The 17,698-nt window shown below is 62.8% G+C and carries 13 protein-coding genes; 6 read left to right on the top strand and 7 right to left on the bottom strand.

The window, feature by feature from the left end; genetic code table 11:
* Positions 1-24: 24 nt before the first annotated feature.
* Positions 25-729 carry a Crp/Fnr family transcriptional regulator gene (locus JNC62_RS00335; RefSeq protein WP_374834888.1) on the top strand — a complete coding sequence of 235 codons (705 nt, stop codon included), beginning with the start codon at positions 25-27 and terminating at the stop codon, positions 727-729.
* A 52-nt stretch (positions 730-781) separates the two neighbouring features.
* On the opposite strand, the gene JNC62_RS00330 is transcribed toward JNC62_RS00335, so the two are convergent.
* From JNC62_RS00330 to JNC62_RS00310, 5 genes are all read right to left on the bottom strand, one after another.
* Complete coding sequence (locus JNC62_RS00330) at positions 782-2,329, bottom strand: methyl-accepting chemotaxis protein (RefSeq protein ID WP_374834887.1); 1,548 nt, start codon at positions 2,327-2,329, stop codon at positions 782-784.
* Between the two features lie 194 nt (positions 2,330-2,523).
* Positions 2,524-3,855 carry an NAD(P)/FAD-dependent oxidoreductase gene (locus tag JNC62_RS00325; protein ID WP_374834886.1) on the bottom strand — a complete coding sequence of 444 codons (1,332 nt, stop codon included), beginning with the start codon at positions 3,853-3,855 and terminating at the stop codon, positions 2,524-2,526.
* Positions 3,856-3,982: 127 nt separating this feature from the next.
* Positions 3,983-5,095, bottom strand: coding sequence for an ABC transporter permease (locus tag JNC62_RS00320; RefSeq protein WP_374834885.1), 1,113 nt, complete (start codon positions 5,093-5,095; stop codon positions 3,983-3,985).
* Between the two features lies 1 nt (position 5,096).
* Positions 5,097-7,877, bottom strand: coding sequence for a ribosome-associated ATPase/putative transporter RbbA (gene rbbA / locus JNC62_RS00315; RefSeq protein ID WP_374834884.1), 2,781 nt, complete (start codon positions 7,875-7,877; stop codon positions 5,097-5,099).
* Positions 7,874-8,935, bottom strand: coding sequence for an HlyD family secretion protein (locus JNC62_RS00310; protein ID WP_374834883.1), 1,062 nt, complete (start codon positions 8,933-8,935; stop codon positions 7,874-7,876). The genes rbbA and JNC62_RS00310 overlap by 4 nt, the downstream gene beginning before the upstream one ends.
* Positions 8,936-9,192: 257 nt before the next feature.
* On the opposite strand from JNC62_RS00310, the gene JNC62_RS00305 reads away from it, so the two are divergent.
* From JNC62_RS00305 to JNC62_RS00290, 4 genes are all read left to right on the top strand, one after another.
* On the top strand, positions 9,193-9,570 hold the full coding sequence (locus JNC62_RS00305) for a hypothetical protein (protein ID WP_374834882.1): 378 nt from the start codon (positions 9,193-9,195) through the stop codon (positions 9,568-9,570).
* 266 nt (positions 9,571-9,836) lie between these two features.
* Positions 9,837-11,786, top strand: coding sequence for a PrkA family serine protein kinase (locus JNC62_RS00300; protein ID WP_374834881.1), 1,950 nt, complete (start codon positions 9,837-9,839; stop codon positions 11,784-11,786).
* 22 nt (positions 11,787-11,808) lie between these two features.
* Positions 11,809-13,116 (top strand): YeaH/YhbH family protein, encoded by a 1,308-nt coding sequence (locus JNC62_RS00295; RefSeq protein WP_374834880.1) that lies wholly within the window; start codon positions 11,809-11,811, stop codon positions 13,114-13,116.
* Positions 13,117-13,132: 16 nt separating this feature from the next.
* Entirely contained in the window at positions 13,133-14,674 is a 1,542-nt protein-coding gene (locus JNC62_RS00290) for a SpoVR family protein (protein WP_374834879.1), read from the top strand.
* Between the two features lie 48 nt (positions 14,675-14,722).
* On the opposite strand, the gene JNC62_RS00285 is transcribed toward JNC62_RS00290, so the two are convergent.
* Both JNC62_RS00285 and xdhC read right to left on the bottom strand, forming a co-directional pair.
* A complete protein-coding gene (locus tag JNC62_RS00285) occupies positions 14,723-15,310 on the bottom strand; it encodes a J domain-containing protein (protein ID WP_374834878.1) in 588 nt (195 codons plus the stop codon).
* Between the two features lie 340 nt (positions 15,311-15,650).
* Positions 15,651-16,511, bottom strand: coding sequence for a xanthine dehydrogenase accessory protein XdhC (xdhC, locus tag JNC62_RS00280; protein WP_374834877.1), 861 nt, complete (start codon positions 16,509-16,511; stop codon positions 15,651-15,653).
* Between the two features lie 256 nt (positions 16,512-16,767).
* On the opposite strand from xdhC, the gene JNC62_RS00275 reads away from it, so the two are divergent.
* Entirely contained in the window at positions 16,768-17,589 is an 822-nt protein-coding gene (locus tag JNC62_RS00275; protein ID WP_374834876.1) for a bifunctional allantoicase/(S)-ureidoglycine aminohydrolase, read from the top strand.
* Positions 17,590-17,698: the final 109 nt, after the last annotated feature.

The following is a 17,698-nucleotide window of genomic DNA, read 5'->3' as shown; positions in this document are numbered from 1 at the left end:
CACTAAAGTCACGCGGAGCGCACCTTGGCAGAGAGTGGCAATTCCCCAGCATTTCTGAGCAACAACGTCCTCGCCGCACTGGGTGCGGACGCCCGGAATTTCATCGCTGACCACTCCGAGATGCGCGAGATGAACACCGGCGATGTGATCTTTGCGAACGGCGCGCGGGTGACGCACCTGGTGTTTCCGGTGGAGGGCGTCGTGTCCTTCATCGCCGAACTTGCGGGCGACAAGTGCGTCGAAAAAGTGTCGATCGGGCGCGAGGGGTTTCTCGGTTTTGCTCGTATCATGGAGAGCGACACGTCGTTGGGGACGTCGGTCGTGCAGGTGCCTGGTCGCGCGCTGTGGCTTCCTACGTCCGATTTCGATCAGGCTCTCCTGCGCTTCAGTGGCGTGCGCGAGACCATGTTGCGCTACGCCAAGTCGCTGATGATGCAGCTGATGGAGTCGGTCGCATGCAGCTGCCTGCATACGGCGGAGCAGCGGGTTTCCCGCTGGCTGCTGCAGGCGCATGACCGTGTCTCCGGCGACGAGTTCCAGGTCACCCAGGAGGCGATCTCGCGACTGCTGGCACTTCGAAGGGCAACCGTGAATGCCGCCTGCAGCGAGCTGATGAACGCGGGCGCGATCACCTACAATCGCGGCCGCATCACCGTGCGTGATCGCAAGATCCTGCATGACCGCTGCTGCCCCTGCTACGATCGGATCCGGTCGGCCACGGCGTCCTGATCTCGGCCCCGAGCGCAGCCGAGCGTGTTCCTGGACGGCCGATCCGCTCCGATCACGCTGCATGGCGCGGCCTGCTTCCGTTGACGCCCGCCCCTGCCCTGCGCCCAGCTTCCGGCCGTGGGCGCGCATCGTCGGTTCCGTCTCGAAAACCAGCAATGGCACGCGAAAGAGCCTCCGCTTCGGCGGCAAGCGACCGGCTTGCAGCAGCATTTTCCTCGATCACGGATGCATTGCGCTGCGTGGCGTCGTCGATATGGCCGGTTGCAGTGGAAATCTCGGCGATACTTGCGGCTTGCGTGTGGGCCGACTGGGCGATGCCGTGAACGAGATCCCCGGTGTGCCGGATCGCGTCGGCTATACTCGACAGCTGGGCCTGCGTTTCACCAACCAGGCTGACACCGGCCGAGATGCTGTTCGAGTTTGATTCCAGCAGGCCGGCGATTTCCCGCGCCGCATCGGCCGATCGTTGCGCCAGCGACCGTATTTCGCTTGCGACCACCGCGAAACCCTTTCCGGCATCGCCGGCGCGCGCGGCTTCGACGCTGGCATTGAGCGCCAGCAGGTTGGTCTGGGAGGCAATCTTGTCGATGACGGAAATGATGTTCGTCACCTTTGCCGACGAGGCATCGACCTCGCGGATGGCATCGGCCGTCCTTTGTGCAATCATGACGCCCTGTTCCGCCGACTCGATCACACTTGAAACCGTGCGGCTCGCCTCCTGAGCCGTCCCGGCCGTGCTCTCGATCGCGCCGGCCAGTTCCCGGATCGCCTCGACGGTCTCCTCAAGTGCGCTGGCCTGGCGCTCGCACTGACGGTTGGCGTTCTCCGCCGCGCTCGCGATCTCCACCGAGCCGGCGCGCACATTGGCCGCGGATTCGCGCACCGAGGCGATCACGCGCCGGAGGCTTGCGACCGCTTCGTTGAAGCCATGGATCAGTTGCTCCGATTTCTCCGATACGTTGGGATCGACCGAGACGCCGAGGTCGCCATCGGCGAGCCGCAACAATGCCGCGGCAATCTGATCAAGGGACTCGATCTGCTGCGCTTCCGCCTGGAGGCGGCGTTTCTCCAGATTGTCGAGATAGACGGAGATCGCCAGTTCCATGTCGAGCATTGCCGCCTTGACAAGAACGATCGCCTCCCTCGCCAGGTTATCTTGCGGCGGTTGCGTCTTGCTCCAGGCGGCCGCAAAGCCCGATTTCGGCTTTTGCGGCTGTCGGGCCGCAAACAGCCCCTCGAGCAGCCGCTCCATCACGAGAGCATAGCCGCCGATGTACCAGCGAGGTTCCAGCCCGATCCTGGCATGCACGGAACCGACGGCGCGGACGGCCTCCATGTAGTCGCGGCCGAAGTTTCCGCTAAGGATCATCGCCCAATGCTGCTTCTGACGGCTTCCCGCACGCGCTACCGCCGCATCGCTGTCAAAGAAACCGCGCGTCTGGGGCGTGGACAGGATTGTTCGGTAGAATGCTGCAAGTGCAGCATCCATGTTCGCCATCACGATCGGTGAAGTCTGCCTCAGGATATCGCTCTCGTCAGGCCCCAGCCCGACAAAGGTCAATCGTTCACGAATCTCGTCCTCATCCCCACGCGCATTCATATATTATCCCCTCAAGCAGATATGCACGCTACCGTTCCGAACGATAACGTGCATATAAGTATATTAAGGTTCTGTTACCGATGTACGACGAAAGGACTAGTTACATCAAAAAGTAATCAAAAACAGCGTTTTGGGATCAGTTCAGCCAAGGTCGCGGGTCAGGGCTTGCCATTTCTGACAAGGCCATTTCTACCTCAGTACCCCGAAATCAGTTCGATCTTGGAGCCGTCCGTAAAGCGGGAAAGGCGAAAATCCTTCGGGTCGACCACCGGAGTTCGGCCGGTAACGATGTCGGCCATGAGCCGGCCAGCGCCCGGGCCGATGCCGAACCCATGGCCCGAAAAGCCGGTGGCGATATGGAAGCCGGGAATGTGATCGATGGCGCTGATCACCGGAATCGCGTCCGGCATGACATCCATGTACCCACCCCAGCGCTGCGCAATCTGCGCACTCTCGAAGATCGGAAAGGCGCGCCGCAGGTTGGCAAGGGCGTTGTCCGACATCCCCGTCGACGGCCTGGGATCGAGGACGCGGCAATATTCGAACGGGCTCGGCTCGTCCAGGGTCCAGCGATCGGGGATGCGCAGTTCGTCCCAGAAGCGCCATCCGAGGCGGAACTTCAGGGCCCGCCATTCCTTGCGCAGCGCCGGCACGAAGTCCAGCGCGAAGCGGAAGGACTTCGGCACGATATCGACGATGTTCTCGTTGCCCGATGCGATCGTATAGCCGCCGTCCTGCCGCTTGCGAAAGGCGAAGTTGCTGGCCCACATCGTCTGTTCCGGTCCGCCTTCCAACGGCTTGGTGCGCAGGACCGAGTTCAGGACCTTCAACTGCGGAAGATGGATGCCGAGTGTCCCGGCGAAAAGGCTGGACCACGCCCCGCCGGCGAGCACCACCGCCTTGCAGGCGATCGACCCGCGCTCCGTAACGACGCCGGACACGGCACCGGCGGCCGTCTCGATGCCACGCACGGCGCATTCGGTGAGGATCGCAGCTCCATTGGCACGGGCCGCTTCGGCGATCGCGGGCGCGGCCTTCTGCGGCTCGGCACGCGCATCGGTCGGCGTATAGAGCGCGCCCTTCAGGTTCATCGTCGTACCCGGATACATGGACCGGAACTCCTGCCCGCTGAGCATCCGCGCCTCGATCGGATGGCCCTCGAGGTTCTTGATCCAGTTGCTGTGATCGCTGAACTCCTGTTCGGTCGAGGATGTGAAGATGATGCCGGCGCGCTTGAAGCCGGTGTCGCGCCCGGTTCGTTGGTCGAGCGTGTCCCAGATCCGCAGCGATTCCGCCATCAGCGGCACTTCGCGCGGGTCGCGGCAGGCAATCCGCACCCAGCCCCAGTTGCGGCTCGACTGCTCCTGGCCGATGCCGCCCTTTTCGCACAGCGCCACCCGCACCCCCCGCTCCGCCAGCTCAAGCGCCGTCGAGGCACCGATGATGCCGCCGCCAATGACGACGACATCGACGTCCTTCGGCAATTCGGCATCGCCATGAACGGGAACGACATAGGGACCGGGCATGCGGGAAATTCCTTGAACGGTGGATGAAACGGCAGCACCGTTCGTCCGGCACAGCACGTTCGAAGTCAAGCCGCTAATTACGGGCCGGCACGCGCCGGCGAGACAGCATAGCGACTGCGGCGGCCTGCTAGCGCAAAAACTGCCGGAACCGCTGAAGCGAGAAATAGAAGCAGATCACGCCGATCACGAACAGCGCGACGAATTGCGGCCACACAACGGCCAGTCCGGCGCCTCGGAACAGGATCGACTGGGCGAGGATCACGAAATGCGTGTTCGGCGCGGCGAGCATCAGGTTCTGGATGATCTCCGGCATGCTTTCGCGTGGCGTCAGCGCGCCGGAGAGGACCTGCAGCGGCAGGAGCACGAGCATGAGCAGCAGCCCGAACTGCGGCATCGAACCGGCAATCGTCGCCAGGAAGATGCCCATGCAGGTCGTGGCGAAGAGCTGGAGTGCCGTGCCCGCAAGGAACAGCGCCAGCGAACCCTCGATCGGAACCTGCAGCATCCGCTCCACCACGATCGCCAGCGACAGGCCGGAGGCGACCAGAACGACGAGCCCCATCGACCAGATCTTGCTGACCATGATTTCGGTCGGCGTGACCGGCATGACAAGCAGGTGCTCGATCGTTCCGTGCTCGCGTTCGCGGATCAGGGCCGCGCCGGTCAGGATGATCGAAAGCATGGTGACTGCGGTGATCACGTTGGAGATCGGCATGAACCAGCCCTTGTCGAGCTGCGGGTTGAAGCGCGCGCGCAGCACGAGCTCGACCGGCGGCTTCGACGCTCCACGATAGCGGTTCAGGTATTCGTCGATCTCGCCGGCCACGATCGATTGCACGTAGCCGCCGCCGGTGAAAGCCTGCGACATGCGCGTGGCATCGATGTTGAGCTGGATCGTCGGCGTCTTCTTCGCCAGCAGATCGCGCTGGAAATCCGGCGGAATGTCGAGCGCAAACGTGTCGAGGCCGGCATCCATCCGCTTGTCCATCTCGGACTGGTCGATCAGGCGCGGAATCGAAAAGTAGGGCGGGTAGAAGGCCGTGATGATGCGCGAGGAGATCGGCGACTCGTCCTCGTCGACGATCGCGATGGCTGCGTGGTTCAACGTCTCGGGCGTGGCATTCGATGCGGTGTAGATCGACAACGAAAAGGTGTAGACGATGAGGATCAACAGCATCGGGTCACGCGCCAGCCCCCGCAATTCCTTGACGCCCAGTTGAAAGATGTTTGCCAGCTGCATCTCAGGTCGCCTGCTTCTTGAGGAAGGCCGCGCCCAGGCCCAGCAGCACAGGGATGGCGATCAGCAGCGGCACGAAGGACGGGCCTAGATCGACAAAGCCCAATGCCTTGGAAAAGGACCCGCGCGAGATCGTCACGAAATAGGTCGTGGGGAAGATGTTGCCGACGACGGCGCCGAAGCCCTGCAGCGACGACACCGGATCAATCAGGCCGGAATACTGCACGGCTGGAATGAGGGTGATCAGCGCGGTGCCGAAGACGGCCGCGATCTGGCTGTTGATGAACGTCGAGATCACGAGCCCCATGCTCGTCGTCACGATGACGTAGAGCAGCGCGGCCGTCCCGAACACCAGAAAACTGCCGGTAAAGGGAACACGGAAAACGAAAATCGCAAAGGCAGTCAGCAGCACCACGTTCAAGGCCGCCAGCACGACATAGGGAAGCTGCTTTCCGAGCAGGAACTCGAAACGGGTCACGGGCGTGACGTAGAAATTGATGATCGATCCGAGTTCCTTCTCGCGAACGACGCTGAGCACGGTCAGCATGGAGGGAATCATCAAAAGGAGGATCGGCATGACCGCCGGCACGATGGCGATCAGGCTCTGGACATCGGGATTGTAGCGATAGCGGATCTCGAGCTGGTAGTCGCCGATCGTCGCCGCGTCCCCGTAGATCTGGCGCGCCTTTTGCGCCAGCCAGGTCGCGTGCATGCCCTGCACGTAACCGCGCACGGTTTCCGCGCGCGTCGGCATCGCGCCGTCGATCCAGGCGCCGATCTGGGCATCGTGACCGCGGGCCAGGTCGCGGCCGAACCCCGGTGGAATTTCGATCGCAAGGCTCAGTTCGCCGTTGCGCATCCGCCGGTCCATATCCTCGTAGTCGGCGATCGGCGGCTTCTCGGTGAAGTAACGCGAACCGGCGATCTGCAGCGTATAGTCACGGCTGATCGGCGTGTCGTCGCGATCCAGCACGGCGAAGGACAGGTTCTCGACATCCATGTTGATGCCGTAGCCGATGACGAACATCAGGATGAGGCTGCCGATCAGCGCGAGCGTCGCTCGGATCGGGTCGCGCTGGAGCTCCAGTGCCTCCCGCTTCGTATAGGCAAACATCCGGCCGAAATCGAAGACGCGGCTCGTGCGCGCCTGCATGGCGGCGGCGCCTTCAACGGGCGCGGTGGATCCCTGTACGATGGCGGCCGGCGCCGCCGGCGCATCGGCCTCGCCTATCGCATCTTCGAGATATTCGACGAAGGCCTGTTCGAGCGTGGCGGCCCCGCGCCTTTTGACGATGTTTTCCGACGTGTCGCTGATCAGGACCCTGCCGGCGTGCATGAGCGAAATGCGGTCGCAGAGGGCCGCCTCGTTCATGAAATGGGTCGAGACGAAGATCGTCACATTGTCCTTGCGAGACAGGTCGGCAAGAAATTCCCAGAAGCCGTCGCGAGCGATCGGGTCGACGCCGGAGGTCGGTTCGTCGAGGATGAGGATTTCCGGCGAGTGGACCATCGCGACCGCAAGGGACAGGCGCTGGCGGATCCCGAGCGGCAACGCGTCCGGCATGACGTCCATCACCTCCCCCAGCTCGAAGCGCCGGGCCATGTCGGCGATGCGCTCGGGGATCACATCGCGCGGCAGATCGAAGAGGCGCGCGTGCAGTTCGAGGTTCTGCCGGACCGACAGTTCCGTGTACAGCGAAAAGGCCTGCGACATGTAACCGATGCGCCGCCGCACAGCCATGTCGCGCGGGTCAACCTCGGTGCCGAACAGCCGTGCCGTTCCCTCGCTCGCCGGCAGCAGTCCCGTCAACATCTTCATCGTCGTCGTCTTGCCGCAGCCGTTCGAGCCGAGGAAGCCGAAAATCTCGCCGCGCGGGATGCGGAAGCTGACGTCGCTGACGGCGGTGAAGTCGCCGAAGCGCATCGTCAGGTGTTCCGCTTCGATCGCGATCTCCTCATCCGCGGCAGCCTTGCGCGGCGGTATGATGAGCTCGACGTGCCCATGGCGCTTTTCCTCCGGCAAAAGCGCGACGAAGGCGGCATCGAGATTGGTCGTACCCGTTCTCTCGAGAAGCTCGGCCGGCGTGCCGGTGGCCAACACCTTTCCGGCATCCATCGCCACCAGCCAGTCGAAGCGTGCGGCTTCCTCCATGTAGGCGGTGGAGACGACTACGCTCATTTGCGGCCGGTTCTTGCGGATATCGTCGATCAACTCCCAGAACTGGCGGCGCGACAGGGGATCGACGCCGGTCGTGGGCTCGTCGAGGATCAGGAGGTCGGGGTCGTGTATCAGGGCGCAGCACAGGCCGAGCTTCTGCTTCATCCCGCCGGAAAGCTTCCCGGCGGGACGGCCGGCGAAGGGGCCGAGGCCGGTGCTCTTGAGCAAGGCTTCGATGCGCGTCTTGCGCTCCAGCGCGCCCTGCCCGAACAGCCCGCCGAAGAAGTCGGCATTCTCGAACACCGAGAGGGTGGGATAGAGGTTCTTGCCGAGCCCCTGGGGCATGAAGGCGATGCGCGGCGAGGTCAGGCGGCGGTGCCGGGCGTCGGCAATATCGCCGCCGAGCACCTCGATATGGCCCTCCTGCATCGCCCGTGCCCCGGCGACCAGCGACAGCAGGCTTGACTTGCCGACCCCGTCCGGGCCGATCAGTCCCACCATGCAGCCTGCCGGAATGTCGAGCGTGATGGCGTCGAGCGCGCGCGTCCTGCCATAGGAAAGCCCGACGCCCTGCAAGCTGACGACCGCCCCTGGCGCCGGTGCAGCCTCCACCGGACGGGCGCTCATTTTACGATGTTTCCGAGGAAGGCGGGCCACTCGGCGTCGGGAGCGACCTGAACATAGGCCATTCCCGGCAGACCGGTCTTGACCTGCCTGATATACCGCTTCAGCAGTTCGGGCTCGATACGCGCCTTCACGCGAAACATCAGCTTCAGCCGCTCTTCCTGCGTCTCGACGGTCTTCGGCGTAAATTGGGCGACGTCGGCAACAAAGGTCGCCTTGGCGGGAACCACATACTGCGGGGCGGCATCCAGCACGAGCCGCACTTCGCTGCCGAGAGCGACCCGTCCGGCCTGCTCGGTCGGCAGGAAGAAGGTCATGGAAACGTCGCTCAGATCAACGAGATTGAGCACGCGGCCGCCGGCGGCAAGCACCTCGCCGGGCTGGGCAACGCGGTACTGCACCCGTCCGGCACGCGGCGAGCGCAGGACGCTGTCGGCCAGGTCCGCATCGATGCTTTCGATCGACGCCTGGGCCGCCTCGACGGCGGCCTTTGCATCCACCACCTGTGCCTGGGCGGTGCCGACCGCGGCTTCAGCAGCGGCCTCCTGTGCTTTTGCCGCAGCGACGGTCGCGATCGCCGCCTGGTACCTGGCCCGGTCGTCGTCCAGCACCTGCTGCGAGACGGTATTGGTCTTCAGCAACTGTTCGGAGCGGTTCATTCTCGTCAGCGCGGCATCGAGTTCGGCCCCTCTTTGCGCGATGACGGCGCTTGCCGCTTCCAGTTGCGCCTGCTGCTGCTTCACCAGGCTGCCGGCCGTATCGACGCTGATTTTGGCGCGCGCAAGTTCCGCCTCTGCCTGCCTGCGCTTGGCCTCCAGTTGCACGGTGTCCATGCGCGCAAGTTCCTGGCCTGCCTCGACGAAATCACCCTCGTCGACAAGAATGTCCAAGATACGCCCGGCGGTTTTGGTCGATATGTCGATCTCGACTGCCTCGATGCGACCGTTGCCGCTGGCGATGCCGGCTGGCAAACCGGTGCCGGAAAGATTGGCCCAGGCATAGTACGCAGCCGCAGCCACAAGGGCCACCAATGCGGCAATGATCCATCCCTTCCTGTCCATCAAACGGTACCTTTCACTTTTGCCGCCCACCGGAGGGACGATTGCCGCGACGTTGCAATCCGTTGTGATGCAGAAAGCATACCCGGCGCCGGGCGCCTGACATTGATTGCTGTCAACTGCGCGATAGTAGGAACAGCAATCCAGGGCTGCAAACGATTTTCGCCGGCCGGGCATCGACCTGACCACGCGGGGAACCTTGCCGCCGGAATGGCGTTTCTCGTCCGACGTTTCATGGAACCGGATGAAGGAGCAAGACGATGCAGGTTGTTGGAGTACAGGTTCATCCGGAGAGGGGTGGTAGGTCCGGCTTCACCGTCGAATTCGTCGGCGAGGCCGGCGAGGTGGTCAGTGTCCTCCTGCCGGCCGGCGACGACAGTGATCTCAATCGTCTCAACGCCATGGACCGTGCCAAGACGGTGCTGCTGGAGGTCGCCGCCTTCGATGGCAATCTGCCGAGCAACGATGGGGCGAATTGCCTTCGCAGCGCCCGCGCCACCGGCGACACGCAAACGATGGAGGAGGAACTGGATGAAGGACTGGAAGCTTCGTTTCCCGCAAGCGACCCGGTTTCGATCACGGTGAGCACCATTCCCGCCGGCAGGACCGATCATCCGGACGCGAAGACGTCCGAGTAGGCCCGGCAAATGCCGAGCGTGACGGGGCCGGCCAAGGCCTGCCCTGCCCCCGCTGCTCGGCGCGCACCAGCATCCATAAGGTCAGCGCGCGCACGGCGTTCGAGCCGCCGGTGTGCCAATCGGTGCCGCGGCCGTTCCGATCACGCAATTCGCGAGCAATGCCGATTATGTGAAGGGAACATTGGTCCAAGGATTCCGTTTTCCTGTATAATGATTCTCAGGCAGCGATTCCGATCCGACTCAACGACTTGTCGTGGGAGACGACCATGCAAAGGGGTGAATCCGACGTCTTCAACCTTTTCTCGGAGATCTACTCCAGCACCGCGCGGGAGGAGATGAGTCTTCAAGAATATCTGCTCGCGTGCCGTGACGATAAGAGTATGTACGCGACCGCGCAGGAGCGGATGGTTGATGCGATCGGCCAACCCACTCTCGTCGATACCAGCACTGACGAACGGCTCGGGCGCATATACTCCAACCGGACCATCAAGATCTATCCGACCTTCTCCGATTTCTACGGAATGGAAGACACGATCGAGCGGATCGTGGGGTATTTTCGCTATGCCGCCCAGGGTCTCGAAGAGCGCAAGCAGATCCTCTACCTCCTCGGCCCGGTTGGCGGCGGCAAGTCCTCTTTGGCCGAGCGTCTGAAAAAGCTGATGGAACTACGGCCGATCTACACCCTGATGGTCAACGGCATGGTAAGCCCGATCTTCGAATCGCCGCTGGGCCTGTTCCATCCCGAGCGGATGGCCGACCTGCTCGAGGACAAGTACGGCATCGCCCGCCGCCGCCTCACCGGACTGATCTCGCCCTGGGCCGCCAAGCGGCTGGACGAGGTTGGCGGCGACATTTCCAAGTTCAGCGTCGTCAAGCTGATGCCCTCGCGCTTGCGGCAGATCGCCATCGCCAAGACCGAGCCGGGCGACGAGAACAACCAGGATGTCTCCTCGCTTGTGGGCAAGGTCGACATCCGCCAGCTGGAACACTACAGCCAGTCCGACCCGGACGCCTATTCCTACAGCGGCGGCCTCAACCGGACGACGCAGGGTCTGCTGGAATTCGTCGAAATGTTCAAGGCGCCGATCAAGGTGCTGCATCCATTGCTGACGGCAACCCAGGAAGGCAACTACAACGGCACCGAGAACTTTGGCGGATTCCCCTATCAGGGCATGGTGCTTGCCCACTCGAACGAATCCGAATGGTTGCAGTTCAAGAACAACAAGAACAACGAGGCCTTCCTCGATCGCATTCTCGTGGTGAAGGTCCCCTATTGTCTGCGGGTCACCGAAGAGCGGCTGATCTACGAAAAGCTCCTGCGCGAAAGTGAACTCGCCAATAACCCCTGTGCGCCGGAAGTGCTCGAAAACCTCAGCCGTTTCACCGTCTCGACACGATTGGCGCCGCATGAGAACTCACCGCTGTACACCAAGATGCGCGTCTACGACGGCGAGAACCTGAAGGATGTCGATCCCAAGGCGAAATCCGTGCAGGAGTACCGTGACGCAGCCGGGGTCGACGAAGGCATGACCGGTGTCAGCACCCGCTTCGCCTTCAAGGTGCTTTCGGAAACCTTCAACTACGACACCAAGGAAGTGGCGGCCGATCCGGTTCACCTGATGTACATCCTGGAGCAGGCGATCAAACGCGAGCAGTTCCCCAAGGAAACCGAAGCCGCCTATCTCGACTTCATCCGCTCGGAACTGGCCACCCGCTACGCCGAGTTCATCGGCCACGAGATCCAGAAGGCGTATCTGGAATCCTATAGCGAATACGGGCAGAACCTGTTCGACCGCTATATCGCCTATGCCGATGCCTGGCTCGAGGACCAGGACTTCAAGGATCCCGATACGGGCCAGATCCTCAACCGGCAGATCCTCGACAGCGAGCTGTCGCAGATCGAAAAGCCGGCCGGCATCGCCAATCCGAAGGACTTCCGCAACGAGGTGGTGAAGTTCACCCTGCGGGCCCGCGCCAAGAACCATGGACGCAATCCCTCCTGGACCAGCTACGAAAAGCTGCGCGAGGTGATCGAAAAGCGGATGTTCGGCCAGGTCGAGGATCTCCTTCCGGTGATCAGCTTCGGCTCCAAGAAGGACAGTGCGACCGAAAAGCAGCACGCCGAATTCATCCAGCGGATGATCGAACGCGGATACACCAAGCGCCAGGTCCGGCGTCTGGTCGACTGGTACATGCGGGTCAACAAAGCGGGCTGATGCCCACCGAGGGGTCTGGGGCATGCCGAATTATATAGACCGGCGTCTGAACCCGAAGGACAAGAGCATCGGCAACCGGCAACGCTTCCTGCGGCGGGCCCGCGAAGAACTCAAGCGTGCCGTCAAGGAACAGATAAAGTCTATCGGCATCGCGGATGTCGGCACCACGCACAGCGTGTCCATGCCCACGCGGGGTGTCGGCGAGCCAACGTTCCAGCCCGCCGGCGACACCGGTGATCGGGAGCGCGTGCTGCCGGGCAACAAGGAGTTTTCCCCCGGCGATCGCCTGCGCAAGCAACAGGGCGGCGCAGGCGGCAAGGGCGGCGCCGGCACCGGGGAGGACGAGGACGACTTCCAGTTCGCCCTTTCACGCAACGAGGTGCTCGACCTGTTCTTCGAGGATCTCGAACTGCCGGACATGGTCAAGCTCTCGCTGAAGGAAACCCCGACATTCAAGCCCCGACGCGCCGGTTTCTCCGTTACCGGCAATCCCACCAACATCAATGTCGGACGAACGATGCGAAACAGCTTGGGCCGGCGCATTGCGCTGCGACGACCCAAGCAGGCGGAGATCGATGCGCTGCAGGCGGAGATCGCCGAACTGGAAATAAAGGGGGGCGGTCATACGCATCAACGGCTGGCAATGCTGCACGCCGAACTGGACTGGCTGGAGCGCCGGCGCCGGCGCGTTCCGTTCATCGATACGGTCGACATCCGCTTCAACCGGTTCGAGCAGCAGCCATTGCCGAATGCCAGCGCGGTGATGTTCTGCCTGATGGACGTGTCGGCCTCGATGGGCGAGCGGGAGAAGGACCTCGCCAAGCGCTTCTTCGTGCTGCTGCACCTTTTCCTCAAGCGACGCTACGAGCGCATCGAGATCGTCTTCATCCGGCACACCGACGAGGCCCGGGAGGTTGACGAGGAGACGTTCTTCTACAGCACCCAGAGCGGCGGCACGATGGTTTCCACCGCTCTTGCTGAAATGCTGCGCGTCATCGAGGCGCGCTATCCCGCCAGTGAATGGAACATCTACGCCGCCCAGGCATCCGACGGCGACAATATCTCCGGCGATTCCGACCGCTGCATCACGCTGCTCAGTGCGGTCATGCGGCTGTGCCAATACTACGCCTATGTCGAGATCATCGACGAACGCGAAAGCGAGATCTTCGCCCGCACCGACAACGGCACTTCGCTCTGGCGCGCCTACCGGACCATAGACGGCGAGTTTCCCAATTTCCAGATGACCCGGATCGCCAAGCCGGCGGATATCTATCCGGTTTTCCGCAAGCTCTTTGCCAGGCAGCCCGCCGCACGCAAGCCACGCAAATGAAAAAGGCATCGTGATGATGAAAAGCGCTGGAAAGCTGCTGTTTCAGAGCTCCGACTGGAATTTCGATACGCTCGCGCGCACGTATGACGCGATCGAGACGATCGCCCTCGACGAGCTCAAGCTCGACGTCTATCCCAACCAGATGGAGATCATCTCCTCGGAGCAGATGCTGGACGCCTATTCCTCGGTCGGCATGCCGCTGATGTATCAGCACTGGTCGTTCGGCAAGCGCTTCGTCTTGGAGGACCATCTCTACCGCAAGGGGCGTCGCGGCCTCGCCTACGAGCTGGTGATCAACTCCAATCCCTGCATCGTCTACCTGATGGAAGAAAACACGATGGCGATGCAGGCGCTCGTCACCGCGCACGCCGCCTTCGGCCACAATCACTTCTTCAAGAACAACTATCTCTTCCGGCAATGGACCGAGGCCAGCGCGATCCTGAGCTACATGGAGTTCGCCAAGAAATACGTCAGCAAATGCGAGGAGCGGTACGGAACCATGGCGGTGGAAGCCATCCTCGATTCGGCACATGCGATCATGGACCAGGGCGTCTTCCGCTATCGCCGCCCGCCCAGGCTGTCATCGGAAAAGGAGCGCGAGCGCGCACGCGAGCGGCTGGAATACGAGGAACAGACCTTCAACGACCTCTGGCGGACCTTGCCGCCTACGGCCGGCACCAGCGACCGGGACGCCGCCGAGCGCGACGCATCGGAACGAAAGAAGGCGCTGCACCTTCCGGAGGAAAACCTGCTCTACTTCCTCGAGAAGACGAGCCTGATCCTGGAGCCGTGGCAACGGGAGTTGCTGCGGATCGTTCGGGTGATCGCCCAGTATTTCTACCCGCAGCGACAGACGAAGGTGATGAACGAGGGCTGTGCCACATTCGTGCACTACACGATCGTGAACCGGCTGTTCGAGAAGGACCAGATCACCGAAGGAGCGATGCTGGAAATCCTGCAAAGCCACTCCAATGTTGTCTTCCAGCCAGGCTTTGACGACCCCCGCTATTCCGGCATGAACCCCTATGCGCTCGGTTTTGCGATGATGCAGGACATCCAGCGTATCTGCATCGACCCCACCGAGGAGGATCGCGACTGGTTCCCGGAGATCGCGGGAAACGGAGACTGGCGCTCGACGCTGCTCGACGCCTGGGCGAACCATCGCGACGAGTCCTTCATCCTGCAATATTTGAGCCCGGCCCTGATCCGCAAGTTCCGGCTCTTCCTGCTGACCGACAGCGCCAGCGACAACTACCTCGAGGTCGCCTCGATCCACAACGAGCGCGGCTACCAGGCCATCCGCGCTGCGCTGGCCAGAAGCTACGACATCGGCGTCAATCAGCAGGACATCCAGGTGGTGGACGTCGATCTTCTGGGAGACCGCCAGCTGCGGTTGCAGCACAATGTCAAGAACGGCATCCAGCTCGAGGAGGACAGCCGCGACGCTACCCTGCGCCACATCCGCCACCTCTGGGGCTACGATGTCAGCCTTGTGGGCGTCGATGCCGACACGGGCGAAGAGCTCTATGAATGCTCGACCGATGAGGACAGTCTGTAGGCGCGAAACGGCCCTAGGGCGTCCCGGCACCGGCTCCGTGCGGGCGGCCTACTCTGCTGCGCTTCGTGTCTCGGTCTCGATTTCGACCTCGTACGAATAACCGTCGAGCATGCCGTAGGCCTGCTCGATGTCCTTGATCTGCGCCTCCGCCTTCTCGATCGCCTCGGCAATCGCCTCGCTGCGGGCGCGCAGCATGCTGCCGAACACGTCTGCGCTGGGCCGCTTGCCGACCCGATCCATATGGTTGCGGATGCGGGCGCGGTGCCGCTCCATCTCCATGATGTGGAAGCGCGCATTGACGATCTCGTTCGTCAGCTTTCGCCGGATCGTCGCGATCGGATCGAAACTGCCGGGTTCGCGCTCGTCGAGGATGACCTCGTTGATCAGCTTTTCGAGCACCATCAGACCCTTGAGGTCCTTGGTATCCGCAAGCTCCGGATCATAGCCGGTGTCGTCGTAGACCTTCCGCCGCACGGGGTCGAGCAGCAGTTCGTAGGCGACCTTGAGCCTGCCGAATGTGTCGACGTCGCCGCCGGAATCCGGATGGGCCGTCTTGGCGCGGCGCCGGTACGCGGCCTTGATCGCCGCGGTGTTGGCATCGCGCGGGACGCCGATGATGTCATAGGGATCGATCACAGTTTCACCCGTCTCCGGCAAAGTTCGACTTTGGCCCCGCTTCCTCCTAATGGCTGAAGCGGTCCGCCTCAACCCCGGAGAACATGTCGTGCCCAATTCCTTGCCCTGCCCTGTTTTGGCTGGCGAGAATCACCGCCCAAATCCGGCATTCCTATGTTCTCATGTCCCACGCACCGCGACAACTCAGGCGCAATCCACGAGATTCTGAATGCTGACGCGGTATATCAACGCTTCGGTCGACACGCGTGCTTTCGGCATGCAGCAACCGGAAAGAGAGGCTGCGCAATTCAATGTTGCGGTCCCAATCTTTGCGCCTGGTCGGTTGAGGCTGGCTACAAGATCAGCGCGCCGGTGACCTCTGGACGTGCCGCTTGCCTCGGGTTCCTTCGGTCGAGTGGGTCAAAACCGCAGTCAGGATTTCGGCCGCAGCGAGCGTCGCGATCACTGCCGGGCGCTTGTCCGTTACCGCCCCACCACCAATAGGGCAGACAAGACGCTCGCAGAGTTCGGGACGACCGATCTCGCGCGACAACCAGTTTCGGAACGTCGCCCGTTTCGTCTTCGAGCCGATCATGCCGACATAGGCCGCATCCCCTCGGGACAGCGCCTCGGCGGCGATCAGAAAATCAAGCGCATGATCGTGCGTGAGGATGACGAAAGCGCTGCCGGCGGGAGCATCACGCACCATCGCCTCCGGCACCGGCGTCAGGCAGGTCTCGACACCGGCGATCTGACCGTCGCGAAGTTCCTGTTCGCGCGTGTCGACCAGCACGGTGCGGACCGGAGCGGGCGCCAGCGCCAGCGCCAGCGCACGGCCGACATGGCCGGCGCCGAAGATGCAGACATGCGGCCGGCGCACCGTCTCGGCGTCGCTGCGCGCAATCAGATCCTTGGACCGTTGCGGCGTCATTGCCGTGAAGGCAAGCCGGACGCGCCCGCCGCAGCATTGACCGATTTCGGGGCCCAGCGGAACCGAGATCGGCTCGACGGGCTCGTGCAGGCCCAGCGCACGGCGCGCATGGTCGATCGCAAGATATTCGAGCTGACCGCCGCCGATCGTGGCGAAGATACGATTTCGCGAAACCAGCATCCAGGCATCGGTGTCGCGCGGCGTCGAGCCGTCGGCATCCGTCACCTCAACAAGCATGCAGTCTGCTTCCTCCCGCAGAAACTCCCGCAGATCCTCACGGGCGGCAGCCATCATTTCACTCCTTGCCCGCTCTGCGCCGCCGAACCGGCGCTTCAGGCACATCGACGCGCGAAAATGGCACGATAGTCCGCAATGTTCGTTGCCGCCATAGCGATCACATCCAGCACGGACCAATTCCGTGCACGAAGGAGGTTTCCGCGCAACGCAAAGGCTTTGAGCGTGATTGGCCGACGACTTTTCAGGCGGACTGCGCTATCGGTCGGCATACGGGATCTGTCGGATTCGCAAAACACACGGGGAGACTGAGTTGACTGAACGGACCTATTTTTCACCCAAGGGCGGCGCTCCAGAGCAGACGCAGCTTCTGACCGGACGAGCGGTCTTTACCGAAGCCTACGCGGTCATCCCCAAGGGCGTGATGATGGATATCGTCACGAGCTACCTGCCCTTCTGGAACGACACCCGCCTCTGGGTTCTCTCGCGCCCGCTGTCCGGCTTCGCCGAAACCTTCTCCCAGTACATTATGGAAGTCGCCCCCGGCGGCGGCAGCGACCGGCCCGAACTGGACCCGGGTGCCGAAGGCGCGCTCTTCGTCATGGAAGGCGAGGTGACGGTCGAGTTGGCCGGACAACTGCACGTTCTGCGCCCCGGGGGCTTTGCCTTCCTGCCGCCGTCGAGCGGCTGGCGCCTGCGCAACCATGGCACGGAAGCTGCCCGCTTCCACTGGATCCGCAAGGCCTATGAAAAGGTTGACGGCCTGGACATGCCGGAACCGATCTTCACCAACGAGCAAGACATCGTACCGACGCCGATGGCCCACACTGACGGCAAATGGGCGACGACGCGCTTCGTCGATCCGGCCGACCTGCGCCACGACATGCACGTGACGATCGTCACCTTCGAGCCCGGTGCCGTCATCCCCTTTGCCGAAACGCACGTGATGGAGCACGGACTGTACGTGCTGGAAGGCAAGGCCGTCTACCGGCTGAACCAGGACTGGGTCGAAGTCGAAGCCGGCGACTTCATGTGGCTGCGCGCCTTCTGCCCGCAGGCCTGCTATGCCGGCGGGCCCGGCAAGTTCCGCTACCTGCTCTACAAGGACGTCAACCGGCACATGAAACTGCGCTGAGGCTAACACCCCTAGGCCAGTTCCGGGCGCCCGCCTCGAGTCCCGAAAACGCCGCTTTCGGCGGCCGTGCGAAGCGCGGCCGTTCGCCGGCGGCGCGACGCCTACGATC

The sequence above is a fragment of the Mycoplana ramosa genome, from assembly GCF_041930185.1.
Lineage (GTDB): Bacteria > Pseudomonadota > Alphaproteobacteria > Rhizobiales > Rhizobiaceae > Mycoplana > Mycoplana ramosa.
Note: the sequence above shows the minus strand (reverse complement) of the source record. Positions and strands in the feature narration are given on the sequence as shown.

Bases quoted from the DNA above. Each gene is read 5' to 3' on its own strand.
- JNC62_RS00330 (WP_374834887.1), bottom strand. From the start codon at position 2,329: ATGAATGCGCGTGGGGATGAGGACGAGATTCGTGAACGATTGACCTTT.
- xdhC (WP_374834877.1), bottom strand. From the start codon at position 16,511: ATGGCTGCCGCCCGTGAGGATCTGCGGGAGTTTCTGCGGGAGGAAGCA.
- JNC62_RS00290 (WP_374834879.1), top strand. From the start codon at position 13,133: ATGAAAAGCGCTGGAAAGCTGCTGTTTCAGAGCTCCGACTGGAATTTC.
- JNC62_RS00300 (WP_374834881.1), top strand. From the start codon at position 9,837: ATGCAAAGGGGTGAATCCGACGTCTTCAACCTTTTCTCGGAGATCTAC.
- JNC62_RS00325 (WP_374834886.1), bottom strand. From the start codon at position 3,855: ATGCCCGGTCCCTATGTCGTTCCCGTTCATGGCGATGCCGAATTGCCG.
- rbbA (WP_374834884.1), bottom strand. From the start codon at position 7,877: ATGAGCGCCCGTCCGGTGGAGGCTGCACCGGCGCCAGGGGCGGTCGTC.
- JNC62_RS00310 (WP_374834883.1), bottom strand. From the start codon at position 8,935: ATGGACAGGAAGGGATGGATCATTGCCGCATTGGTGGCCCTTGTGGCT.
- JNC62_RS00305 (WP_374834882.1), top strand. From the start codon at position 9,193: ATGCAGGTTGTTGGAGTACAGGTTCATCCGGAGAGGGGTGGTAGGTCC.
- JNC62_RS00295 (WP_374834880.1), top strand. From the start codon at position 11,809: ATGCCGAATTATATAGACCGGCGTCTGAACCCGAAGGACAAGAGCATC.
- JNC62_RS00320 (WP_374834885.1), bottom strand. From the start codon at position 5,095: ATGCAGCTGGCAAACATCTTTCAACTGGGCGTCAAGGAATTGCGGGGG.